General features: G+C 62.0%; 13 protein-coding genes. 3 read left to right on the forward strand and 10 right to left on the reverse strand.

Translation table 11 applies throughout. The features are described from left to right. Positions 1-109: 109 nt before the first annotated feature. The 10 genes from LIX93_RS03050 to LIX93_RS03095 form a co-directional block, all read right to left on the reverse strand. On the reverse strand, positions 110-475 hold the full coding sequence (locus LIX93_RS03050) for a histone-like nucleoid-structuring protein, MvaT/MvaU family (RefSeq protein ID WP_226502531.1): 366 nt from the start codon (positions 473-475) through the stop codon (positions 110-112). Between the two features lie 221 nt (positions 476-696). Further along, a complete protein-coding gene (xylB, locus tag LIX93_RS03055) occupies positions 697-2,169 on the reverse strand; it encodes a xylulokinase (protein WP_226502532.1) in 1,473 nt (490 codons plus the stop codon). 7 nt (positions 2,170-2,176) lie between these two features. Then, entirely contained in the window at positions 2,177-3,658 is a 1,482-nt protein-coding gene (locus LIX93_RS03060; protein ID WP_226502533.1) for a mannitol dehydrogenase family protein, read from the reverse strand. 14 nt (positions 3,659-3,672) lie between these two features. Next, entirely contained in the window at positions 3,673-4,776 is a 1,104-nt protein-coding gene (gene ugpC, locus LIX93_RS03065; protein ID WP_226502534.1) for a sn-glycerol-3-phosphate ABC transporter ATP-binding protein UgpC, read from the reverse strand. 333 nt (positions 4,777-5,109) lie between these two features. Continuing rightward, complete coding sequence (locus tag LIX93_RS03070; RefSeq protein WP_226502535.1) at positions 5,110-5,943, reverse strand: carbohydrate ABC transporter permease; 834 nt, start codon at positions 5,941-5,943, stop codon at positions 5,110-5,112. A gap of 10 nt (positions 5,944-5,953) precedes the next feature. Further along, a complete protein-coding gene (locus LIX93_RS03075; protein WP_226502536.1) occupies positions 5,954-6,880 on the reverse strand; it encodes a sugar ABC transporter permease in 927 nt (308 codons plus the stop codon). Between the two features lie 185 nt (positions 6,881-7,065). After that, entirely contained in the window at positions 7,066-8,391 is a 1,326-nt protein-coding gene (locus tag LIX93_RS03080; protein ID WP_226502537.1) for a sugar ABC transporter substrate-binding protein, read from the reverse strand. A gap of 167 nt (positions 8,392-8,558) precedes the next feature. Further along, on the reverse strand, positions 8,559-9,464 hold the full coding sequence (locus LIX93_RS03085) for an AraC family transcriptional regulator (RefSeq protein ID WP_226502538.1): 906 nt from the start codon (positions 9,462-9,464) through the stop codon (positions 8,559-8,561). Positions 9,465-9,514: 50 nt separating this feature from the next. Further along, the gene (locus LIX93_RS03090; protein ID WP_226502539.1) at positions 9,515-10,441 is read right to left on the reverse strand and encodes a MurR/RpiR family transcriptional regulator; all 927 of its coding nucleotides are present in this window, start codon (positions 10,439-10,441) and stop codon (positions 9,515-9,517) included. 90 nt (positions 10,442-10,531) lie between these two features. After that, a complete protein-coding gene (locus LIX93_RS03095; protein WP_226502540.1) occupies positions 10,532-11,806 on the reverse strand; it encodes a glycosyltransferase family 4 protein in 1,275 nt (424 codons plus the stop codon). Positions 11,807-12,093: 287 nt separating this feature from the next. Between LIX93_RS03095 and LIX93_RS03100 the strand changes: the two genes are divergently transcribed. Genes LIX93_RS03100 through LIX93_RS03110 form a run of 3 tightly spaced genes read left to right on the forward strand, consistent with a single transcriptional unit; the run spans position 12,094 to position 16,540 of the window. Next, the gene (locus LIX93_RS03100; protein WP_226502541.1) at positions 12,094-13,815 is read left to right on the forward strand and encodes a type I secretion system permease/ATPase; all 1,722 of its coding nucleotides are present in this window, start codon (positions 12,094-12,096) and stop codon (positions 13,813-13,815) included. After that, positions 13,808-15,184 (forward strand): HlyD family type I secretion periplasmic adaptor subunit, encoded by a 1,377-nt coding sequence (locus LIX93_RS03105; protein WP_226502542.1) that lies wholly within the window; start codon positions 13,808-13,810, stop codon positions 15,182-15,184. Before LIX93_RS03100 ends, LIX93_RS03105 begins: the two co-directional genes overlap by 8 nt. Positions 15,185-15,187: 3 nt before the next feature. Then, positions 15,188-16,540: a TolC family outer membrane protein gene (locus LIX93_RS03110; RefSeq protein ID WP_226502543.1), complete on the forward strand. Its 1,353-nt coding sequence runs from the start codon at positions 15,188-15,190 to the stop codon at positions 16,538-16,540. Positions 16,541-16,552 lie beyond the last annotated feature (12 nt).

The raw sequence follows: 16,552 nt of genomic DNA on the forward strand, positions 1-16,552 counted from the left end.
CGAAGCGGGCATATGGGGCGCTGGTCCTTCAGCAGCCTTGATAATCTCCCTCCAACGGTGAAAATACCGTGAAAATCAGGCAGTGGTTCCGTGAACCTTAAAAAAACTTTTAAGCGCGCAACCAGCTTTCGACGGTATCGCTGCCGTGCTCGCGCTTCCACGCCTTAAGGCCGCTGTGGTTGCCGCCCTTGGTTTCGATCAGTTCGCCGGTGTGCGGGTTCTCGTAAACTTTCAGTACACGAGGCTTGCGGGTCTTGACCGGGGCAACGGGGGTGGATTTGGCGTTGACGGCGGAAGGATCGAGAATCGAGATGACGTCACGCAGATTCTTGTCGTAACTTTTCATCAATGCTTGAAGTTTTTCTTCGAATTCGATTTCTTTCTTGAGGCCTGCGTCGTTTTTCAGTGTCTCCAGCTGTGCAAGTTGCTCTTGCAAGGCTTTTTCGGCAGCACGAAATTCGGCGAGTCTGGACATGGTTGAAGCTCCGGCAGGGGTGACGAGGTCACATTGATGTGTCGCCAGAATAGTGTCCAAAAGACAAAACGTAAATAAGCCAGCTGCAGAAGAACGCAAAAAATCAACTAAAAAGCCGTTGTATGACGGCGATTTAGTTGATTTTCACAAAAATTGTATCAAGTCGTTAGTTACGCACCTGAAAAGCTGGCGGCGATTCTATCAACTTGTACGGCGTTTTCTCACAACGCCTTTAGTTGCTGGCGATAGCGCTGATAGACCTGTTGGTACTTGGCGACGTTCGCCGGCACCGGTGGCGTCTGGCTGTGGTCGTCCACTCGCACACAGCGTTTGCACAGCGCTTGCAACGTCGTCGCGTCCGCGCTGACGCACCAGGCAGCCTGAATCGCCGCGCCTAGCGCGGCGGCCTCCGGTTCTTCGGTGCAAATCACCGGAACGCCCATGATATCGGCCACTATCTGGCGCCACAGCGGGCTCTTAGACCCGCCGCCCACCAAGCGGATGCTGTGGCAAGGCAAGCCGCTGTCGCGCAGCAGGTCGAGGCCGTAACGCAGCCCGAAGGTAGTGCCTTCGACCGCCGCTCTGCATAGATTGGCCTGGTTCAGATTGCTGCTGGTCAAGCCATGCAGGCTGCCTTGCGCCTGTGGCAGGGCGGGGACGCGTTCGCCGTTGAGGAAGGGCAGCATCAGCACCCCCTCGGCGCCGATTGGTGCGCGTTCGATCTGGTGATTGAACCCCGCCAGGTCCAGTTCGAACAGCTCGCGCACGGCGCTGGTGACGTTGGTCAGGTTCATGGTGCAGATCAACGGCAGCCAGCCGCCGCTGGATGAACAGAAAGTCGCTACTTCGCTGCTCGGGTTGATGACCGGCTCGGCGCTGTAGGCGTACACCGTGCCCGACGACCCCAGGCTCATGGTGATTTCCCCGGCGACAATGTTGCCGGTTCCGATGGCGCCCATCATGTTGTCGCCGCCGCCACTGGCGACCACAGCCGCTGGGTTGATACCCAGGCGCCGGGCGATTTCCGGGCGTATCTGGCCCACGGCCTCATGGGCGTCCAGCAGCTCGGGCAGGGCTGCCTGCAGGCGTCCATCGGGATCGATATGGCGCAGCAGTTGCTGGTCCCACTGGCGACTGCGCACGTTGAAGTAACCGGTGCCCGAGGCATCCCCGTATTCGCTGCAACGCCGTCCGGTCAGCCAGTAATTGAGGTAATCGTGGGGGAGCAGGATTGCATCGATCCGCGCAAACAATTGTGGAAACTGCTCCTTGGTCCATAGCAGCTTGGAGACGGTGTACCCGGGCGCTATGACTACCCCTAGACGTTCCAGCGAGCCTTTTTCACCGCCCAGATAGTGCAGCAGCCTGTCGTTTTCGGCCGTGGTTTCGGTATCGCACCAGAGCTTGGCCGGGCGCAACACCTGGCCATCAGTATCCAGCAGCACCAGGCCATGTTGCTGGCCTGACACCCCGACGCCTTCGATCAGTTGGCCATCGATGCCCGCTTCCTGTAGCGCCTGGGCGGTGGCCGTTTCGAACGCCGCCACCCACTGGGCCGGATCCTGCTCGCGTCGGCCATTGGCCTGCGCATCCAGCGTGTGAGGCGCGGACCCGTGGCCCAGCACCTTGCCGGTGCGGGTATCGAGGATCAGCGCTTTGGTACCTTGAGTGCCGCAATCAATGCCCAGAAACATGCCCACTCTACCTCCCGTTGCCCCGCAGGGCGTGCAGCGTGCCCTGCACACCCAATGTGCGCAGGTTGCGCAGTTGACGCTCGAACGCTGCAGCGAATTCCGTCGATTGCGCGATGGTCTTGCCAAAAATCTCTTCGACGCCCAGCAAGCGTTCGGTCAGCTTGGCATCGTCGCTGACCAGTTCCCGGCAAAAGTCGGCCCGCGGATCGACGATGGTATAAGCGCGCACGTCGGCCGGCTGTTGCAGATACAGGGCCCAGGCCGCTACCACCAGCGCGGCACGGTCCAGAGGCTTGCCATCGGCGATCAGACGGTCGATGGTGGGCACGGTGAATTTGGGGAACTTCGACGAGCCGTCCGAGCAGACTCGCTGCAACTGGTCGGCGATCTTCTGGTTGGAGAAGCGTTGGATCAACGTCGCCTTGTAGTCGCTCAGGTCGATACCCGGCACCGAGGCCAGTTGGGGGGTGACATCAAGGTCCATGTACTGGCGGATGTAGTCGACGATCAACGGATCGTTCATGGTCTCGTGAACGAACTCATGACCTGCCAGGGTGCCGAGATAGGTGAGGGCCAAGTGGCTACCGTTGAGCAGTTTGATCTTCATCGCTTCGTACGGGGTGACGTCGTCGGTGAACTGCACGCCGACCTTTTCCCAGGCGGGTCGACCGTTGCTGAACTTGTCTTCGAGCACCCACTGCACGAAGGGCTCGCAGACCACCGGCCAGGCATCGTCGATGCCATGTTGATCGTGCAACGCCAGGCGATGGGCGTTGCTGGTCATCGGCGTGATGCGGTCGACCATGGCATTGGGAAAGCTCACATTCGCGGCGATCCAGTCATGCAGGGCCTGGTCTTCGCCCAACGCGGCAAACGCCAGCAGCGCCTTGCGGGCCACGGCGCCGTTGTGGGGCAGGTTATCGCAGGACATTACCGTGAACGGCGCAACCCCCGCAGCGCGGCGCCGAGCCAGCGCGGCGCACAAGAAGCCGAACACGCTCCTGGGGGCGTCGGGGTGCACCAGGTCGTGCTGAATCAGCGGCAGATGGGCCATGAATTCGCCGCTGCTGTCGTCGATGCAGTACGCGCCTTCGGTAATGGTCAACGAAACGATGCGGGTGGCGGGATCGGCGAGTTTGGCGATCAATGCCTGGGGGTCATCTTCGGCCAGCAGCATGCCGGTAATGGCGGCGATGACGCGTACTTCAGTGTCCGGCGTATCGGCCAGTTCCACCAACGTGAACAAGTAATCCTGGCCGGCCAGGTCATCGCGTGCCTTACGGTCCTCGGCACGCAGGCCGGCGCCGCAGATGGCCCAGTCCAGGCCCTCGCCGCGGTTCATCAAGCGATCGGTATAGAACGCCTGGTGTGCGCGGTGGAAGCCGCCAACGCCGATGTGGACGATGCCCTGGGTGGTGCTCGATGCCTGGTAGGCGGGGCGTTCGACAGGCGCGGGGAGCTGCGACAGGTTTTTCAGATTGAGTTTCATGACGGTTCTCGATTTCAGGCCGCAGCGCGCAGCGCGGGGATGACCGCGACGCCCTGGGCATCGAACAGGTGGCAATGCTCGGCATTGAGATACAGATTGAGGCGCTCGCCGTACTGGCTGCTCATGTCACCGCGGATCCGCAACGTCAGCGGCTCCCCCGAATCGGTGAGCACGTGGCAGAACGTATCGCTGCCCAGGCGTTCGCTGACATCGGCGGTCACCGCCAGTTGGCATTGGCCCTCGCTGGCCAGCTCCAGGTGCTCGGGGCGGATACCGAGGGTAACTTCGCCACCGACGCTCAGGGTCGGGCTGACCCGGGGCAGGGTGATGCGCGTGCCCGCCGCCAGGTCGACTTCGCAGGCCTGGCCGTCGATGCGGCTGACCTTGCCCTTGAGAAAGCCCATCTTCGGCGTGCCCAAAAAGCCTGCCACGAATAGATTGGCTGGGCTGTGATACAGCTCCAGCGGCGAGCCCACCTGTTCGATCTGGCCGGCATTGAGGACCACGACTTTATCGGCCAGGGTCATGGCCTCGACCTGGTCGTGGGTGACATAGATCATGGTCGCCTGCAGCTCCTTGTGCAGCCGCGACAGCTCCAGGCGCATCTGCACGCGCAGGGCGGCGTCGAGGTTGGACAGGGGTTCGTCGAACAAGAAGATCTTCGGGTTGCGCACGATGGAGCGGCCGATGGCCACCCGTTGGCGCTGGCCGCCGGACAGTTGCTTGGGCTTGCGATCGAGCAGCGGGCCAAGTTCGAGGATGCGCGCGGCGTCGTCGACCTTGCGGGTCACTTCGGCCTTGTCCTGGCCGGCCAGGTTGAGCGCGAAGGCCATGTTCTGGCGCACGGTCATGTGCGGATACAGCGCGTAGGACTGGAACACCATGGCCAGGTCGCGCTTGGCCGGGGTGACTTCGGTGATGTCGCGGCCATCGAGTTCGATGGTGCCGCTGGTGACATCTTCGAGGCCGGCGATGAGGCGCAGCAAGGTGGATTTGCCGCAGCCTGACGGGCCGACGAACACCACGAATTCGCGGTCATGGACTTCGAGGTTGACGCCTTTGATGATCTGCAGGCCTTCGAAGCCTTTTTTCAGGTTTTTTATTTTCAGCGTGGCCATGTCTGGGTTCCTGATATTGGATTGTTGTTGTCTGGGCGGGCCTCTTCGCGGGCAAGCCTTGCTCCCACAGGTGTACGGCTCCATACCGGCTTGCACTGTGGGAGCAAGGCTCGCCCGCGAAGGGGCCGGGCCTGCAAAAAGACATTCACTTGACGCTCCCACAGGTGTACGACTCCATACCGGCTTGCACTGTGGGAGCCAGGCTTGCGCGCGAAGGGGCCGGGCCTGCAAAAAGACATTCACTTGACGCTCCCACAGGTGTACGACTCCATACCGGCTTGCACTGTGGGAGCAAGGCTTGCCCGCGAAGGGGCCGGGCCTGCGGAACGAAATTCATTTGACCGCCCCAAAAGAGAGGCCGCGCACCAACTGCTTCTGACTGATCCAGCCAAAGATGAGGATGGGTGCACAGGCCAACGTCGACACCGCCGACAGCTTGGCCCAGAACAACCCTTCGGGGCTTGAGTACGAGGCGATCAATGCCGTCAGCGGCGCGGCCTGGGAGCTGGTCAGGTTCAGCGACCAGAACGCTTCGTTCCAGCACAGAATCAGCGAAAGCAGCACGGTCGAGGCGAGCCCGCCCTTGCTGATCGGCAGCAGCACGCGGACCATCTCCTGCCACAGCGTGGCGCCGTCCAGGCGCGCGGCTTCGAGGATGTCCTTGGGAATGTCCTTGAAATAGGTGTACACCATCCACACCACGATCGGCAGGTTGATCAGGGTGTAGATGATGATCAGCGCCGTGCGCGAATCCAGCAGCCCCGCGCCCTTGGCCAGCAGGTAGATGGGCATCAGCACGCCCACCGGCGGCAGCATCTTGGTCGAGAGCATCCACAGCAGGGTTTTCTTGGTGCGCTTGGTCTCGTAGAACGCCATCGAGTACGCCGCCGGCACCGCGATCAGCATGCACAGCGCCGTGGCGGTGAAGGAGATCAGCACCGAGTTCCAGGCGAAGTGGAAGTAGTCGCTGCGCTCCTGGATGTGCAGGTAGTTCTCCAGCGTAGGTGTGAAGAAGAACTGCGGCGGCGTGGCGAAGGCATCGATCTCGGTCTTGAAGCTGGTGAGGATCATCCAGAAGATCGGGAAGAAGATCACCAGCGCGATGATCCACGCCAAGGTGCCGAGCAAGGCGCTTTGCAGGCGCCGCGATTGTTTGAGCGTCATCATGGCGGGCTCCTCAAGTCTTGTCGGTCAGGTTTTTGCCGATCATGCGCACCAGCACAATCGCTGCGATGTTGGCGATCACCACCGCGATCAACCCACCCGCCGAGGCCATGCCGACGTCAAACTGCACCAGCGCCTGGTTGTAGATCAGGTACGCCAGGTTGGTCGAGGCAAAACCGGGGCCGCCGTTGGTGGTGGTGAAGATTTCGGCGAACACCGACAGTAGAAAGATCGTCTCGATCATCACCACCACGGCAATCGGCCGCGCCAGGTGCGGCAGGGTCAGGTGCCAGAAGATCGCGATCGGCCCGGCACCGTCCAGGCGCGCGGCCTCTTTTTGTTCCTGGTCGAGTGATTGCATGGCGGTCATCAGGATCAGAATGGCGAACGGTAACCACTGCCAGCTGACGATGATAATGATCGACAGCAGCGGGTAGTTGGCCAGCCAGTCGATGGGCTGCAGACCGAGGGCCTTGAACAGCGCGGCGAGAATACCGGAGACTGGGTGGAAGATCAGGTTCTTGAACACCAGCGCGCCCACCGTGGGCATGATGAAGAACGGCGAAATCAACAACACCCGCACGATGCCGCGGCCGACGAAGTCACTGGCTTCGAGCAGCGCCGAGATCAGTACGCCGAACACCACGCTGATCAGCAGCACACTGCCCACCAGCACCAAGGTGTTCCAGGCCCCCGGCAAAAAGCCGGAATCGGTGATGAAAAATTCAAAGTTTTCCAGCCCCGCGAACTGGTTTTCACCGGGGTTGAGCAGGTTGTAGCGGATCAGCGAGAAGTAGACGGTCATGCCCAGCGGCACGATCATCCACAGCAGCAACAGCACGACCGATGGGCTGACCAGGAACCAGCCGGGGTTGATCAAGCGGCGCTTGGCGGCGTCCTTGGGGACGTGCAGCTGCGCCTTGGCGGTGTGGGTGTTCATTGTTTTCGTACCTTCCAGGATCGAGCGTTGGCTTCAAGGGCCTCTTCGCGGGCAAGCCTTGCTCCGGCAGGTGTACGACTCAAAGTCTGTACACATTGCGGGAGCAATCTCTCACGGTGCACGACTCAGGACTGCGTGCACCTGTAGGAGCAAAGCTTGCTCGAAAGCGGTGTCGACGGCAGCGCCTACTTCGGATACCCGGCACGCTTCATGTCGCGCTCGGTGCTGGTCTGCGCGGCCGCCAAGGCTTGGTCAGCCGTGGTCTGGCCGGTCAGCGCCGCCGAGAACAACTTGCCTACCGAAGTGCCGATGCCCTGGAACTCGGGGATCGTCACCAACTGAATGCCGATATAAGGCACCGGGTCCACGGACGGTTTACTCGGATCAGCCACCTTCAACGACTCCAGGGTGATGTTGGCGAACGGGGCCGCCTTCATGTAGGCATCGGAGTAGGTCGACTTGCGCGTCCCAGGCGGCACGTTGGCAGCGCCGTCGGTCTTGGCCACCAACTCGGCGTATTCCTTGGACGTCGCCCAGGCGGCGAAGGCCTTGGCGGCGGGTTTCTCTTTCGAACTGGTGGGGATGCCCAGCGACCAGGAATACAACCATGCCGAGCCTTTGTCGGTCACCTGATGCGGGGCATAAGTGAAGGCGACGCTGTCGGCGACCTTGCTCTGAGTCTTGTCGATGACGAACGAGCCGGCCACGCTGGCGTCGACCCAGATCGCGCACTTGCCACTGTTGAACAGCGCCAGGTTCTCGTTGAAACCGTTGCTCGAAGCCCCGGGCGGGCCGGATTTCTTCATGGTGTCGACATAGAAGTTCAGCGCTTTTTTCCACGGCTCGGTGTTGAATTGCGGCTGCCACTTCTCATCGAACCAGCGCCCGCCGTAACTGTTGGCCATGGTGGTGATGAGCGCGATGTTCTCGCCCCAGCCGGCTTTGCCGCGCAGGCAGATACCGTATTGTTCCTTGCTCGGATCATTGAGCTTGCTGGCGAAATCGGCGATCTGCTCCCAGGTCGGGCGCTCCGGCATGGTCAGCCCGGCTGCCTTGAACAGATCGGTACGATAGTAGGTCATGGAGCTTTCGGCATAGAACGGCAGGGCGTACAGGGTGCCCTTGACGGACAGGCCCTCGCGCACCGAGGGGAACACGTCGTCCAGATCGTAGGTGGCGGGCAGATCGGTCATGGGCTCGAGCCAGCCCTTGGCGCCCCAGAGTGCAGCTTCGTACATGCCGATGGTCAACACGTCGAACTGACCGCCCTGGGTGGCGATATCAGTCGTCAGGCGTTGACGCAGGACGTTTTCTTCAAGCACCACCCAGTTGAGCTTTATGTCCGGGTGCTGTTGTTCGAAGGTCTTGGACAGGCGCTGCATGCGGATCATGTCGCTGTTGTTGACCGTGGCGATGGTCAAGGTATCGGCGGCAGAGGCGCTGAGGCTGAACGCACTGGCGGTAAGGCCCAGGCAGGCAATGGCAAGCAGCGTTTTTGCGGGAGTGTGCATCGTGCGTCTCCTCATCGGTACCCAAAGGGCCCGATTCAGTGGTTTTTGTTTTTGTTGTCCTGCGCAATGGCAAGCATCTGCCGCTGATTACAGCCCCGAATGGAGCGTTTGGCAACGCCGTAGCTGCACGCTGACTGATACTTTCTTGCACTCGGGTCGGACCGTGCTCAGCCGCGGGTTCGCTCACTCAAACGCTGCACCGCCAGCCGGCGATAATGGGAGGGAGTCATGCCCTTGAGTTGCTGGAAGCGCCGATTGAAGTTGGAGATATTGTTGAAGCCCGACTCGAAACACACTTGCGTCACGGGCCGGTCACCGTCGGCCAGCAACTCGCAGGACTTGCTGATCCGCAAGCGATTGACGAACTCGACGAACGAACGGCCAGTGGCTTGCTTGAATACGCGAGAAAAGTACGTCGGCTTCATGCCCAAGTGCTCGGCCACCTCTTCCAGGGACAACTCGCGCCCGTAGTGGGCGAAGATATAATCCACGGCGCGGTTGGTGCGATCGATGCTGCTTTCGTCGGCCAGTTGCAGCGAGGTCGTGGCCGACAGCAGCTGGTATTGCTCACAGCTTGCCAACAGCTCCATGAGAATGAAGAAATGCCCCAGGCGCCTGATCCCCTGGCTATCGGCGATGGCCTGCATCAACTCGGCGGCCTGCAGGATGACCTTGGGATCGCGAAACTCGATGCCGTATCGCGAGCGTTCCAGTAGCGGGGTCAATTGCTTGAGCTCGGCAAACACCTGATAGCCGCTCTCCAGCAGATCATCGGTGAAGTTCACCAACATATCGCGTTTATCCACCACTTCATCGGGGGCGATCTGGCTGATCCAGTTGTGCGGCAGGTTGGGGCCGGTGAGGAACAGGCTGTAGGGCGTGAAGTTGCCGATATAGTCACCGACGAAGACCTTGCCGGCGCTGGCAACGATCAGGTGCAGCTCGTATTCCTTGTGAAAATGCCAGCGTACCAGCGGGCAGGGGAAGCCATGCTGGCGGTAGATGATGGACAACCCTTCATGGTCGTCCATCAGCTCGTAGGACGGATCGGTGACGCGAGTGGTTCTGGACATGGGTGTTGGCCGGATTGTTATTGTTGTGAGCTTTTTAGCAGGGGTACCCGTCACTTCTGGGCATAGGCACCTTCAGCCATGGAGCCTTCCGTTGACGGGTCTTCGCCATGCATATAGATCTGTGCTTCGCTCGCCTGGTACAGGGCCTGCTCGATCATGGGCTGATGACGCAACTGAATGGCGGCGACCAGAGCTTCAATCAGACTCAGCAAGGCGATCTTGCTGTTGCGTAATACCGGATGAGTCGGTGGAGCATACAGGGCGTGGTCCGCCAGCACCGCCAGAGGCGAGATCGGTGCATCGGTCAGGGCCAGTATGCGCGCGCCCTTGCTTCTGGCATAACGCGTCAGATGCACGGTTTCGCGGGTATAAGGGGGAAGCGACAGTGCCAGCAGCACGTCATCGGCAGTGATGGGCGCGATGCGATGGGCGGTGATGTCGACGCCGCCATCGTTGCTGACGACCGAGACGTCTTTACCAAAGGGGATCAGAAAAGCCCCCAGCAAACCCGCCATGTGAAAGCTGTTGCCAAAGCCGATGATATACAGCCGTCTGGCGCCCTCCAGTGCCTGGACCACAGCGTCGAAAGACGACTGCGGATTGCTGTCCATAAGGGTGTCGAGATTGTGCTTGGTCTGCTGGACCTGCTGGCCGAGACTGAAGTGGCCGCTGGCAAGGTCCAGCGCCTCCGGTATTTGAACGGCCGGCGCGACCCACCCCCTCAGGTTGACCAGAAGCGCTTGGCGCAGGCCGATGAACCCATCGAAACCCATCGCCTTGGCGAAGCGGTGGACGGCGGCGGTGGAGGCGCCGGTGCTGGCGCCCAATTCATGGATGTTCATGGTCGCCGCTTGCAGCGGTTCGCGCAGAACGTAATCGGCGACCTTGCGCAACGCGGGCTTCAAGGTGGGCAGCAAGTCGATGAACTGCAGCATCAACGGGCTTTCGTAAAGGGTATTTCCTGAAGGGTTGTGCATGGTTTTTGCCCTCATCCTGACGGCATTGGAGTTGCAGGTAAGTCGACAACAGGAGGCTACCTGATTAAATATCTTGCGCTTTAAAAGTTATCAGTCTAGTCGGTTTTTCGCTTCTATCCATTGCGCCATGTATTGAGTGCTTTTGTGGTGATGATGGCGTAACAACGTACCGGTGAAGTTGCCCAAGCGATGCGCGCCGAGTTGACCGCGCAGTGCTTGCAAGCGAGCGATCAGGGCCTCTTGATGGGGTTTGGCGGCGTAGCGCTCGGCGAGCAAGCGCACGCCTTGTGCCTGAGCCAGCAGCCAGCGTTGAGGATCTTGATACAGTGCCACAGCGGCAGCGGCCAGACCCTGAGCATCATTGGCTACGGCACCGGGCCATGGCAGCGCGCCCTGCATGCCTTCGCTGCCCATCACCGTGGTGACGCTGGGCGTGCCGCACAGCATGGCGTCTGCCAGCTTGCCCTTGATACCGGCGCCAAAGCGCAAAGGGGCGAGCGCTACACGTGCCTGGCGCATCACCACCAAGGCATCCTCGGCCCGGTCGAGTACCAGAAACCCCTGTTTGGGGCTGTGCAACGCAGTGGCTTTGGGCGGCGTGTATGCCCCGTAGATATGCAGTTGCGCTTGTGGCAGGCGCGCACGGATCAACGGCCACACGGCGGTTTTCATCCACTGCACGGCATCCCAGTTGGGGGCGTGGCGGAAGTTGCCGATGCTCAAGAAGTGCTGGCGCTCGGCGAAACCCGGCAGCGGCGAGTCCGGGGCCTGGAGCATCAGCGGGCACCACAGCAGCAGGTTGGCCGGCACGCCGAACACCTGCGTCAACAGGTCTATTTCCACATCGGAGATCATCAGGCTGAGGTCGCAACGATAAATCGCGGCGATCTCGCGCAGGGTCATGTCGGCTTCGGCCATATGGGCATAGAGCGCCTGGCCCTGAGGTGCGAACAGTGCCGTGCAGTCATCCGGCTCGGGGGCGTCCTTGAGGTGTTGCTTGAGCAAGCGCTGGCGAGCGTCGCGCAGGCTGGCGAAGTCACTGGTCTCGAGCACGCGCAGGGCAGTGGGGCAATGGCGCTCGACGCGCCAGCCGAACTGCTCTTCCATCATGAAACGATCGAACAGCACGATGTCAGGCTGCAGGCCTTCGATAAAGCGGTCGAAGCTGCTGTCGTTCAGGGTGATCGCGCATCGTTGTATGCCCAGCGCAGCCAGGTCCGCCGTATGTTCACCGGCCGCGGCCGGGCTGCTGAACGTCACCTCCCAGCCTTGCCCGACAAACGCCTCAAGGATTTGCATCATATGCCCGCCGGCCGCGGAGGAAGTGGGTTCAGGCCACACATAGCCGATGACCAGCACGCGCATGTTTCAAGCTCACGAGTAAAAAAGGGTCGCCATTAAAGCACAGGGCCTTCGCCACTGGATCGAGCGAAGAAGACAGAATATTGACGTTTATCTCGTTATTGATACCTGCGGGCACTAACTTGCGGAAATGCGGTCAGTACTTTGCGAACGATAACCCCTGGTGCTTGAACTGTAGCGAGGGGGCTTGCCCCCGATATGTCGTGTCAGAGAAACATCAGTTGACTGACACGCCGTCGCAGGCAAGCCCCCTCGCCGCAGGGTGGCGCCGATACTTGCGGTCAGACCCTATGCGCCTGCTACTCGACCCCCATCACGACATCGATGCCGCGTTGCTCAGCTACCGCCGGGTGTTCTGGTCATTGGCGCTGTTCAGTGGGGTGATCAACCTGCTGGTACTGGTGCCCTCGCTGTACATGATGCAGGTCTACGACCGCGTGCTGACCAGCCGCAACGAGACCACGCTGTTCATGCTTACCCTGATCGCGTTGGGACTGTTCATGTTCAGCGCGTTGATCGAATGGATCCGCGGCCAGGTGATGATTCGCATGAGTGCGGGCCTGGACGATGCCCTGGGCGAGCGGATTTTCGACGCCGCCTTTGCGCGCAGCCTGCGCGAACACAACGCCAACCCGGCGCAGGTGCTCAGCGACTTGACCACCTTGCGTCAGTTGATCACCGGTCAGGGCCTCATCGCCTTGCTCGATGCGCCCTGGCTGCCCATATTTCTGATCGTTGCGTTCATCTTTCATCCTTGGTTCGGCGTGCTGACGCTGGTCCTGGCGTTGGTGCTCATCGGCCTCGCCCTGTGGGGCGAGCTGGCGACCCGGGTGCGTCTGGGCGAGGCAAATCGCCTGGGCGTACAGTCGGCAATCTACGTCAACAGCACCTTGCAGAATGCCGAAGTGATTCAGGCGCTGGGCATGCTTGGGCCGTTGCGCCAGCGCTGGAGCCTGTTGCAGCAGGGCATCATCGCCGCGCAGGCGCATGCCAGCGACCGCAGTGCGCGGATCACCTCGACCACGCGCTTCGTGCGTATTTCCGGGCAGTCTCTGGCACTGGGGCTGGGTGCGTTGCTGGTGCTTGAAGGCCAGCTGTCGGCCGGCATGATGATTGCCATGTCGCTGCTGCTGGGGCGGGCGCTGGCGCCGGTGGAAATCGCCATCGGCTCGTGGAAACAGTTCAATGCCGGGCGCCAAAGCTACCAGCGGCTGAGCCACTTGCTCACCCAGCATCCTCGCGACCGCCTGCGCATGCCGCTGCCGCCACCCAGTGGCGCTGTGCGCCTTGAGCAACTCTATGTAGGCCCGCCGGGTTCGCCGCAGCCGACGCTGCGGGGCATCAACTTGAGCCTTGCCAAAGGCGAGGTGCTGGCAGTGATCGGCGCCAGTGCCAGTGGCAAGTCGACCCTGGCCCGGGCATTGGTCGGGGTATGGCCGCCGCTGGGCGGTTCAGTGCGGCTGGACGAGGCCGAAATCAGCCAGTGGTCCCATGATGCCCTCGGGCCGCACCTGGGCTATCTGCCCCAGGACATCGAGCTGTTCGACGGCACCGTGGCAGATAACATCGCCCGCTTCGGCGAGCAGGATGCCGACAAGATCATCACCGCCAGCCGCCACGCTGGCATCCATGAAATGATCCTGCGTTTCCCCAAGGGCTACGACACGCCATTGGGTCCTGGCGGGCTGGGCTTGTCAGGTGGGCAAAAGCAGCGCATCGGCCTGGCGCGGGCACTGTATGGCAACCCCACCTTGATTGTGCTCGACGAGCCCAATTCCAACCTCGACGAGGCGGGCGAGCTCGCGCTGGTCCAGGCCATCGGCGCCTTGAAAGCGCTTGGCAGCACCGTGGTGCTGATCACTCACCGGCCCAGTGTGCTGGCCGTGGTCGATCAGATCCTGCTGCTCAAGGACGGCACGCAACAAGCCTTCGGCCCCCGCGATCGGGTGCTCAAGGCGCTGATGCCGGCACCGAAACCGACGGTCGTCAGGGAGGCTGGCAAAGATGCGTGATTTGACTCCGGGTGCCCGGTCTTATAGCGAGCAGCCCCATGGCTTGAGTGTCCGCAGCAACGGCACGTTACCCAGTGCCAGCACCGATGCGGGCGCTGCGGCCCGTTACGGGGTGGGGTTTCTGGTGCTGGCCCTGGGCGGATTTTTGCTCTGGGCCTGCCTGGCGCCCCTCGACCAAGGGGTGGTGGGCAGCGGCACCGTGGTGGTCGCAGGCGAGCGCAAGGCCGTGCAGTCGCTGGTGGGCGGGGTAGTGGAAAAGTTGCTGGTCAATGACGGCGACCGCGTTACGCAGGGGCAGTTGCTGGTGCAGCTCAACACCGTGCAGGCACAATCGCAGCTCGACGTGACCTTGGGCAAGCTGCTCAACGACCGCAGCATCGAGGCGCGGTTGATCGCCGAACGACTTGGCAAAACCAGCATCGAGTGGCCTGCCGAGCTGCTGGACCATGCCGACGAGCCACGGGTCAAGGCGGCCATGGCCCTGCAGACGCAGCTCTTCCAGACTCGCCGCACCGAGCTGGCCAGCCGCGTACAGATCATCGAGCACGAATCCGCGTCGCTGGAACAGCAGTTGCGCGGCTATGAAGGGGTCAAGCGCAACTACGACACCCAGATGCAGTTCCAGCAACAGGAGCTCGAAGGCCTGCGCGATCTTGCCCGTGAGGGCTACGTGCCGCGCAACAAGTTGTTCGAGGCCGAGCGTAACGCCGCGCAACTGGCCGGGCAGATCGCCTCGGGCATAGGGGACGTGGGCAAGACCCGCCAGGCCATCAACGAGAGCCGCCTCAAGGCCCTGCAGACCCAGCAGGAGTTTCGCCGCGACGCCGAAACCCAGCTCAGCGAAGTCTCGGCCGAGGCTTCAGGTTTTGCCGATCAGATTCGCGCGCTGCAATTCGAGGTCGACAACGGTGCTATCCGCGCCCCTGTGGGCGGTCAGGTCATGGACCTGAGTATCCACACCGTTGGCGGCGTCGCCCAGGCTGGGCAAAGCCTGATGCAAGTGGTGCCGCTGGACGCGCCCATGGCCATTAATGCGCGCTTCGAACCGCTGATGGCCAACAAGCTGCGCCCGGGGTTGCCGGTGCACGTGCACTTTACAGCATTGCAGCGGGTCGATACGCCGACGGTCACCGGCATTGTCACCACCGTGTCTGCCGACCAGCTGCTCAACGAACAGACCCACCAACCGTATTTTTCCGCCCGGGTCGACATCCCGGCCGACACCGTCGCCTCGCTGCTGGCCGCCGGCTTGCTGGTGCGCCCCGGCATGCTCGCCGACGTCACCGTGGTCACCGGCGAACGCACCTTGATGAACTACCTGATGAAACCCCTGCGCGAACGTTTGCTCGCAGCCTTCAAGGAGGAATGAGCCATGACCGAGCGTAAGCACCGCGCCCACAAGGCGCTCTGGCCGCTTTGCCTGTTGACCACCTGGGCGGCGATCAGCCCGGCCTGGGCCGCAGAACCGCTGAGCCTCACCGCGGCATACGACGCCTCGCGGGTCAATGACCCGACCCAGCAGTCGGCCAACCACGCCTATGAAGCTTCGCAGCACGAAGAGGCTATCGGCCGCGGCGGGCTGTACCCGCAAGTGTCGCTGAGTTCGCGCTACGGGCGTGGCGGGCGCACTGACGGCGGTGAGGACAACACCTACGTCAACAGCAACGACTACCAGGCCAATAACGTCACCCTGGCCGTGCAGCAACCGCTGTACGACAAGGCCCGCTGGGCCGCGTTTCAGGAAGGCAAGGCGCGCGGCCAGCTGGGCGTGCAGCAGTTCGATGTGGCCGGGCAAGGCCTCTATGACCGGGTTGCCAAGAGCTATTTCGATGTGGCTCGCGCCGAGAACGAGATCAAGCTGATCGCCCAGCAGAAAACCGCCATCAGCGGCCTCGTGACCCAGAGCAAAAGGCTCTACGAGTTGGGGCAGGGCGCGGTCACCGACATCGACGAGGCCCAGGCGCGCTTTGATCTGGTCGAGGCCCAGGAGGCCGAAGCCCAGGCCAAGCGGGTTGCCGCGCTACGGGCCTTGTCGGGGCGCGCCAGCGTGGCCATCGACGATATCCAGCCAATGCACGAAGAGCTCGCCAGCAGTAGCCCGATCCCCACCGAGCAGGACTTGTCCTACTGGACGGCGATCGCCCGCGACGCCAGCCCGGAGCTGGCCGCGCGGCTGTCGGCGGTCAAGGTGGCCGAGGCCCAGGCCGACTCCCAGCGTGCCGGGCACTACCCGACGCTATCGCTGACTGCTCAGACCACCCACCGCGAAACCCAGCAGTACAACGACCTCGACCCGCGTCAGGACACTTACTACGTGGGCGTGCAACTGGATATTCCGCTGTACCGGGGCGGCACTGTGCGGGCTTCGGTGGCCAAGGCCGAGGCGCAGCTGGCCGGCGCGCAGTCGGACTACGACGTGCAGCGCCAGCAACTGGCCGAGGACATCGAAACCGATTACCTGGGCGTAGTCGCGGGCTTTACCAAGAGCAAGGCGATGTTGCGCGCGGTGGAATCCAACCAGCGCGCGCTGACGTCGACCGAGAAGGGGTTCCAGGGTGGTGTGCGCTCGACGGTGGATATTCTCGATGCCCAGCAGCGGCTGTTCCAGGCCCGCCGCGATCTGCTCAACACCAAGCTGGACATGCTGCAGAGCTATGTGAGCCTGCATACCCACACGGGGCAGATGAATCGTGCGGTGCTGGCGCAGGTCCAGACGCTGTTCTAATAGATGGTCCGG

The organism is Pseudomonas sp. MWU16-30317 (assembly GCF_020515695.1).
Classification (GTDB): Bacteria; Pseudomonadota; Gammaproteobacteria; order Pseudomonadales; family Pseudomonadaceae; genus Aquipseudomonas.

What these genes read in the sequence shown, in the direction of transcription:
- LIX93_RS03090 (WP_226502539.1), bottom strand. Translation starts at nt 10,441, where the DNA reads ATGCACAACCCTTCAGGAAATACCCTTTACGAAAGCCCGTTGATGCTG.
- LIX93_RS03110 (WP_226502543.1), top strand. Translation starts at nt 15,188, where the DNA reads ATGACCGAGCGTAAGCACCGCGCCCACAAGGCGCTCTGGCCGCTTTGC.
- LIX93_RS03095 (WP_226502540.1), bottom strand. Translation starts at nt 11,806, where the DNA reads ATGCGCGTGCTGGTCATCGGCTATGTGTGGCCTGAACCCACTTCCTCC.
- xylB (WP_226502532.1), bottom strand. Translation starts at nt 2,169, where the DNA reads ATGTTTCTGGGCATTGATTGCGGCACTCAAGGTACCAAAGCGCTGATC.
- LIX93_RS03060 (WP_226502533.1), bottom strand. Translation starts at nt 3,658, where the DNA reads ATGAAACTCAATCTGAAAAACCTGTCGCAGCTCCCCGCGCCTGTCGAA.
- LIX93_RS03075 (WP_226502536.1), bottom strand. Translation starts at nt 6,880, where the DNA reads ATGAACACCCACACCGCCAAGGCGCAGCTGCACGTCCCCAAGGACGCC.
- LIX93_RS03085 (WP_226502538.1), bottom strand. Translation starts at nt 9,464, where the DNA reads ATGTCCAGAACCACTCGCGTCACCGATCCGTCCTACGAGCTGATGGAC.
- LIX93_RS03050 (WP_226502531.1), bottom strand. Translation starts at nt 475, where the DNA reads ATGTCCAGACTCGCCGAATTTCGTGCTGCCGAAAAAGCCTTGCAAGAG.
- LIX93_RS03100 (WP_226502541.1), top strand. Translation starts at nt 12,094, where the DNA reads ATGCGCCTGCTACTCGACCCCCATCACGACATCGATGCCGCGTTGCTC.
- LIX93_RS03070 (WP_226502535.1), bottom strand. Translation starts at nt 5,943, where the DNA reads ATGATGACGCTCAAACAATCGCGGCGCCTGCAAAGCGCCTTGCTCGGC.
- ugpC (WP_226502534.1), bottom strand. Translation starts at nt 4,776, where the DNA reads ATGGCCACGCTGAAAATAAAAAACCTGAAAAAAGGCTTCGAAGGCCTG.
- LIX93_RS03105 (WP_226502542.1), top strand. Translation starts at nt 13,808, where the DNA reads ATGCGTGATTTGACTCCGGGTGCCCGGTCTTATAGCGAGCAGCCCCAT.
- LIX93_RS03080 (WP_226502537.1), bottom strand. Translation starts at nt 8,391, where the DNA reads ATGCACACTCCCGCAAAAACGCTGCTTGCCATTGCCTGCCTGGGCCTT.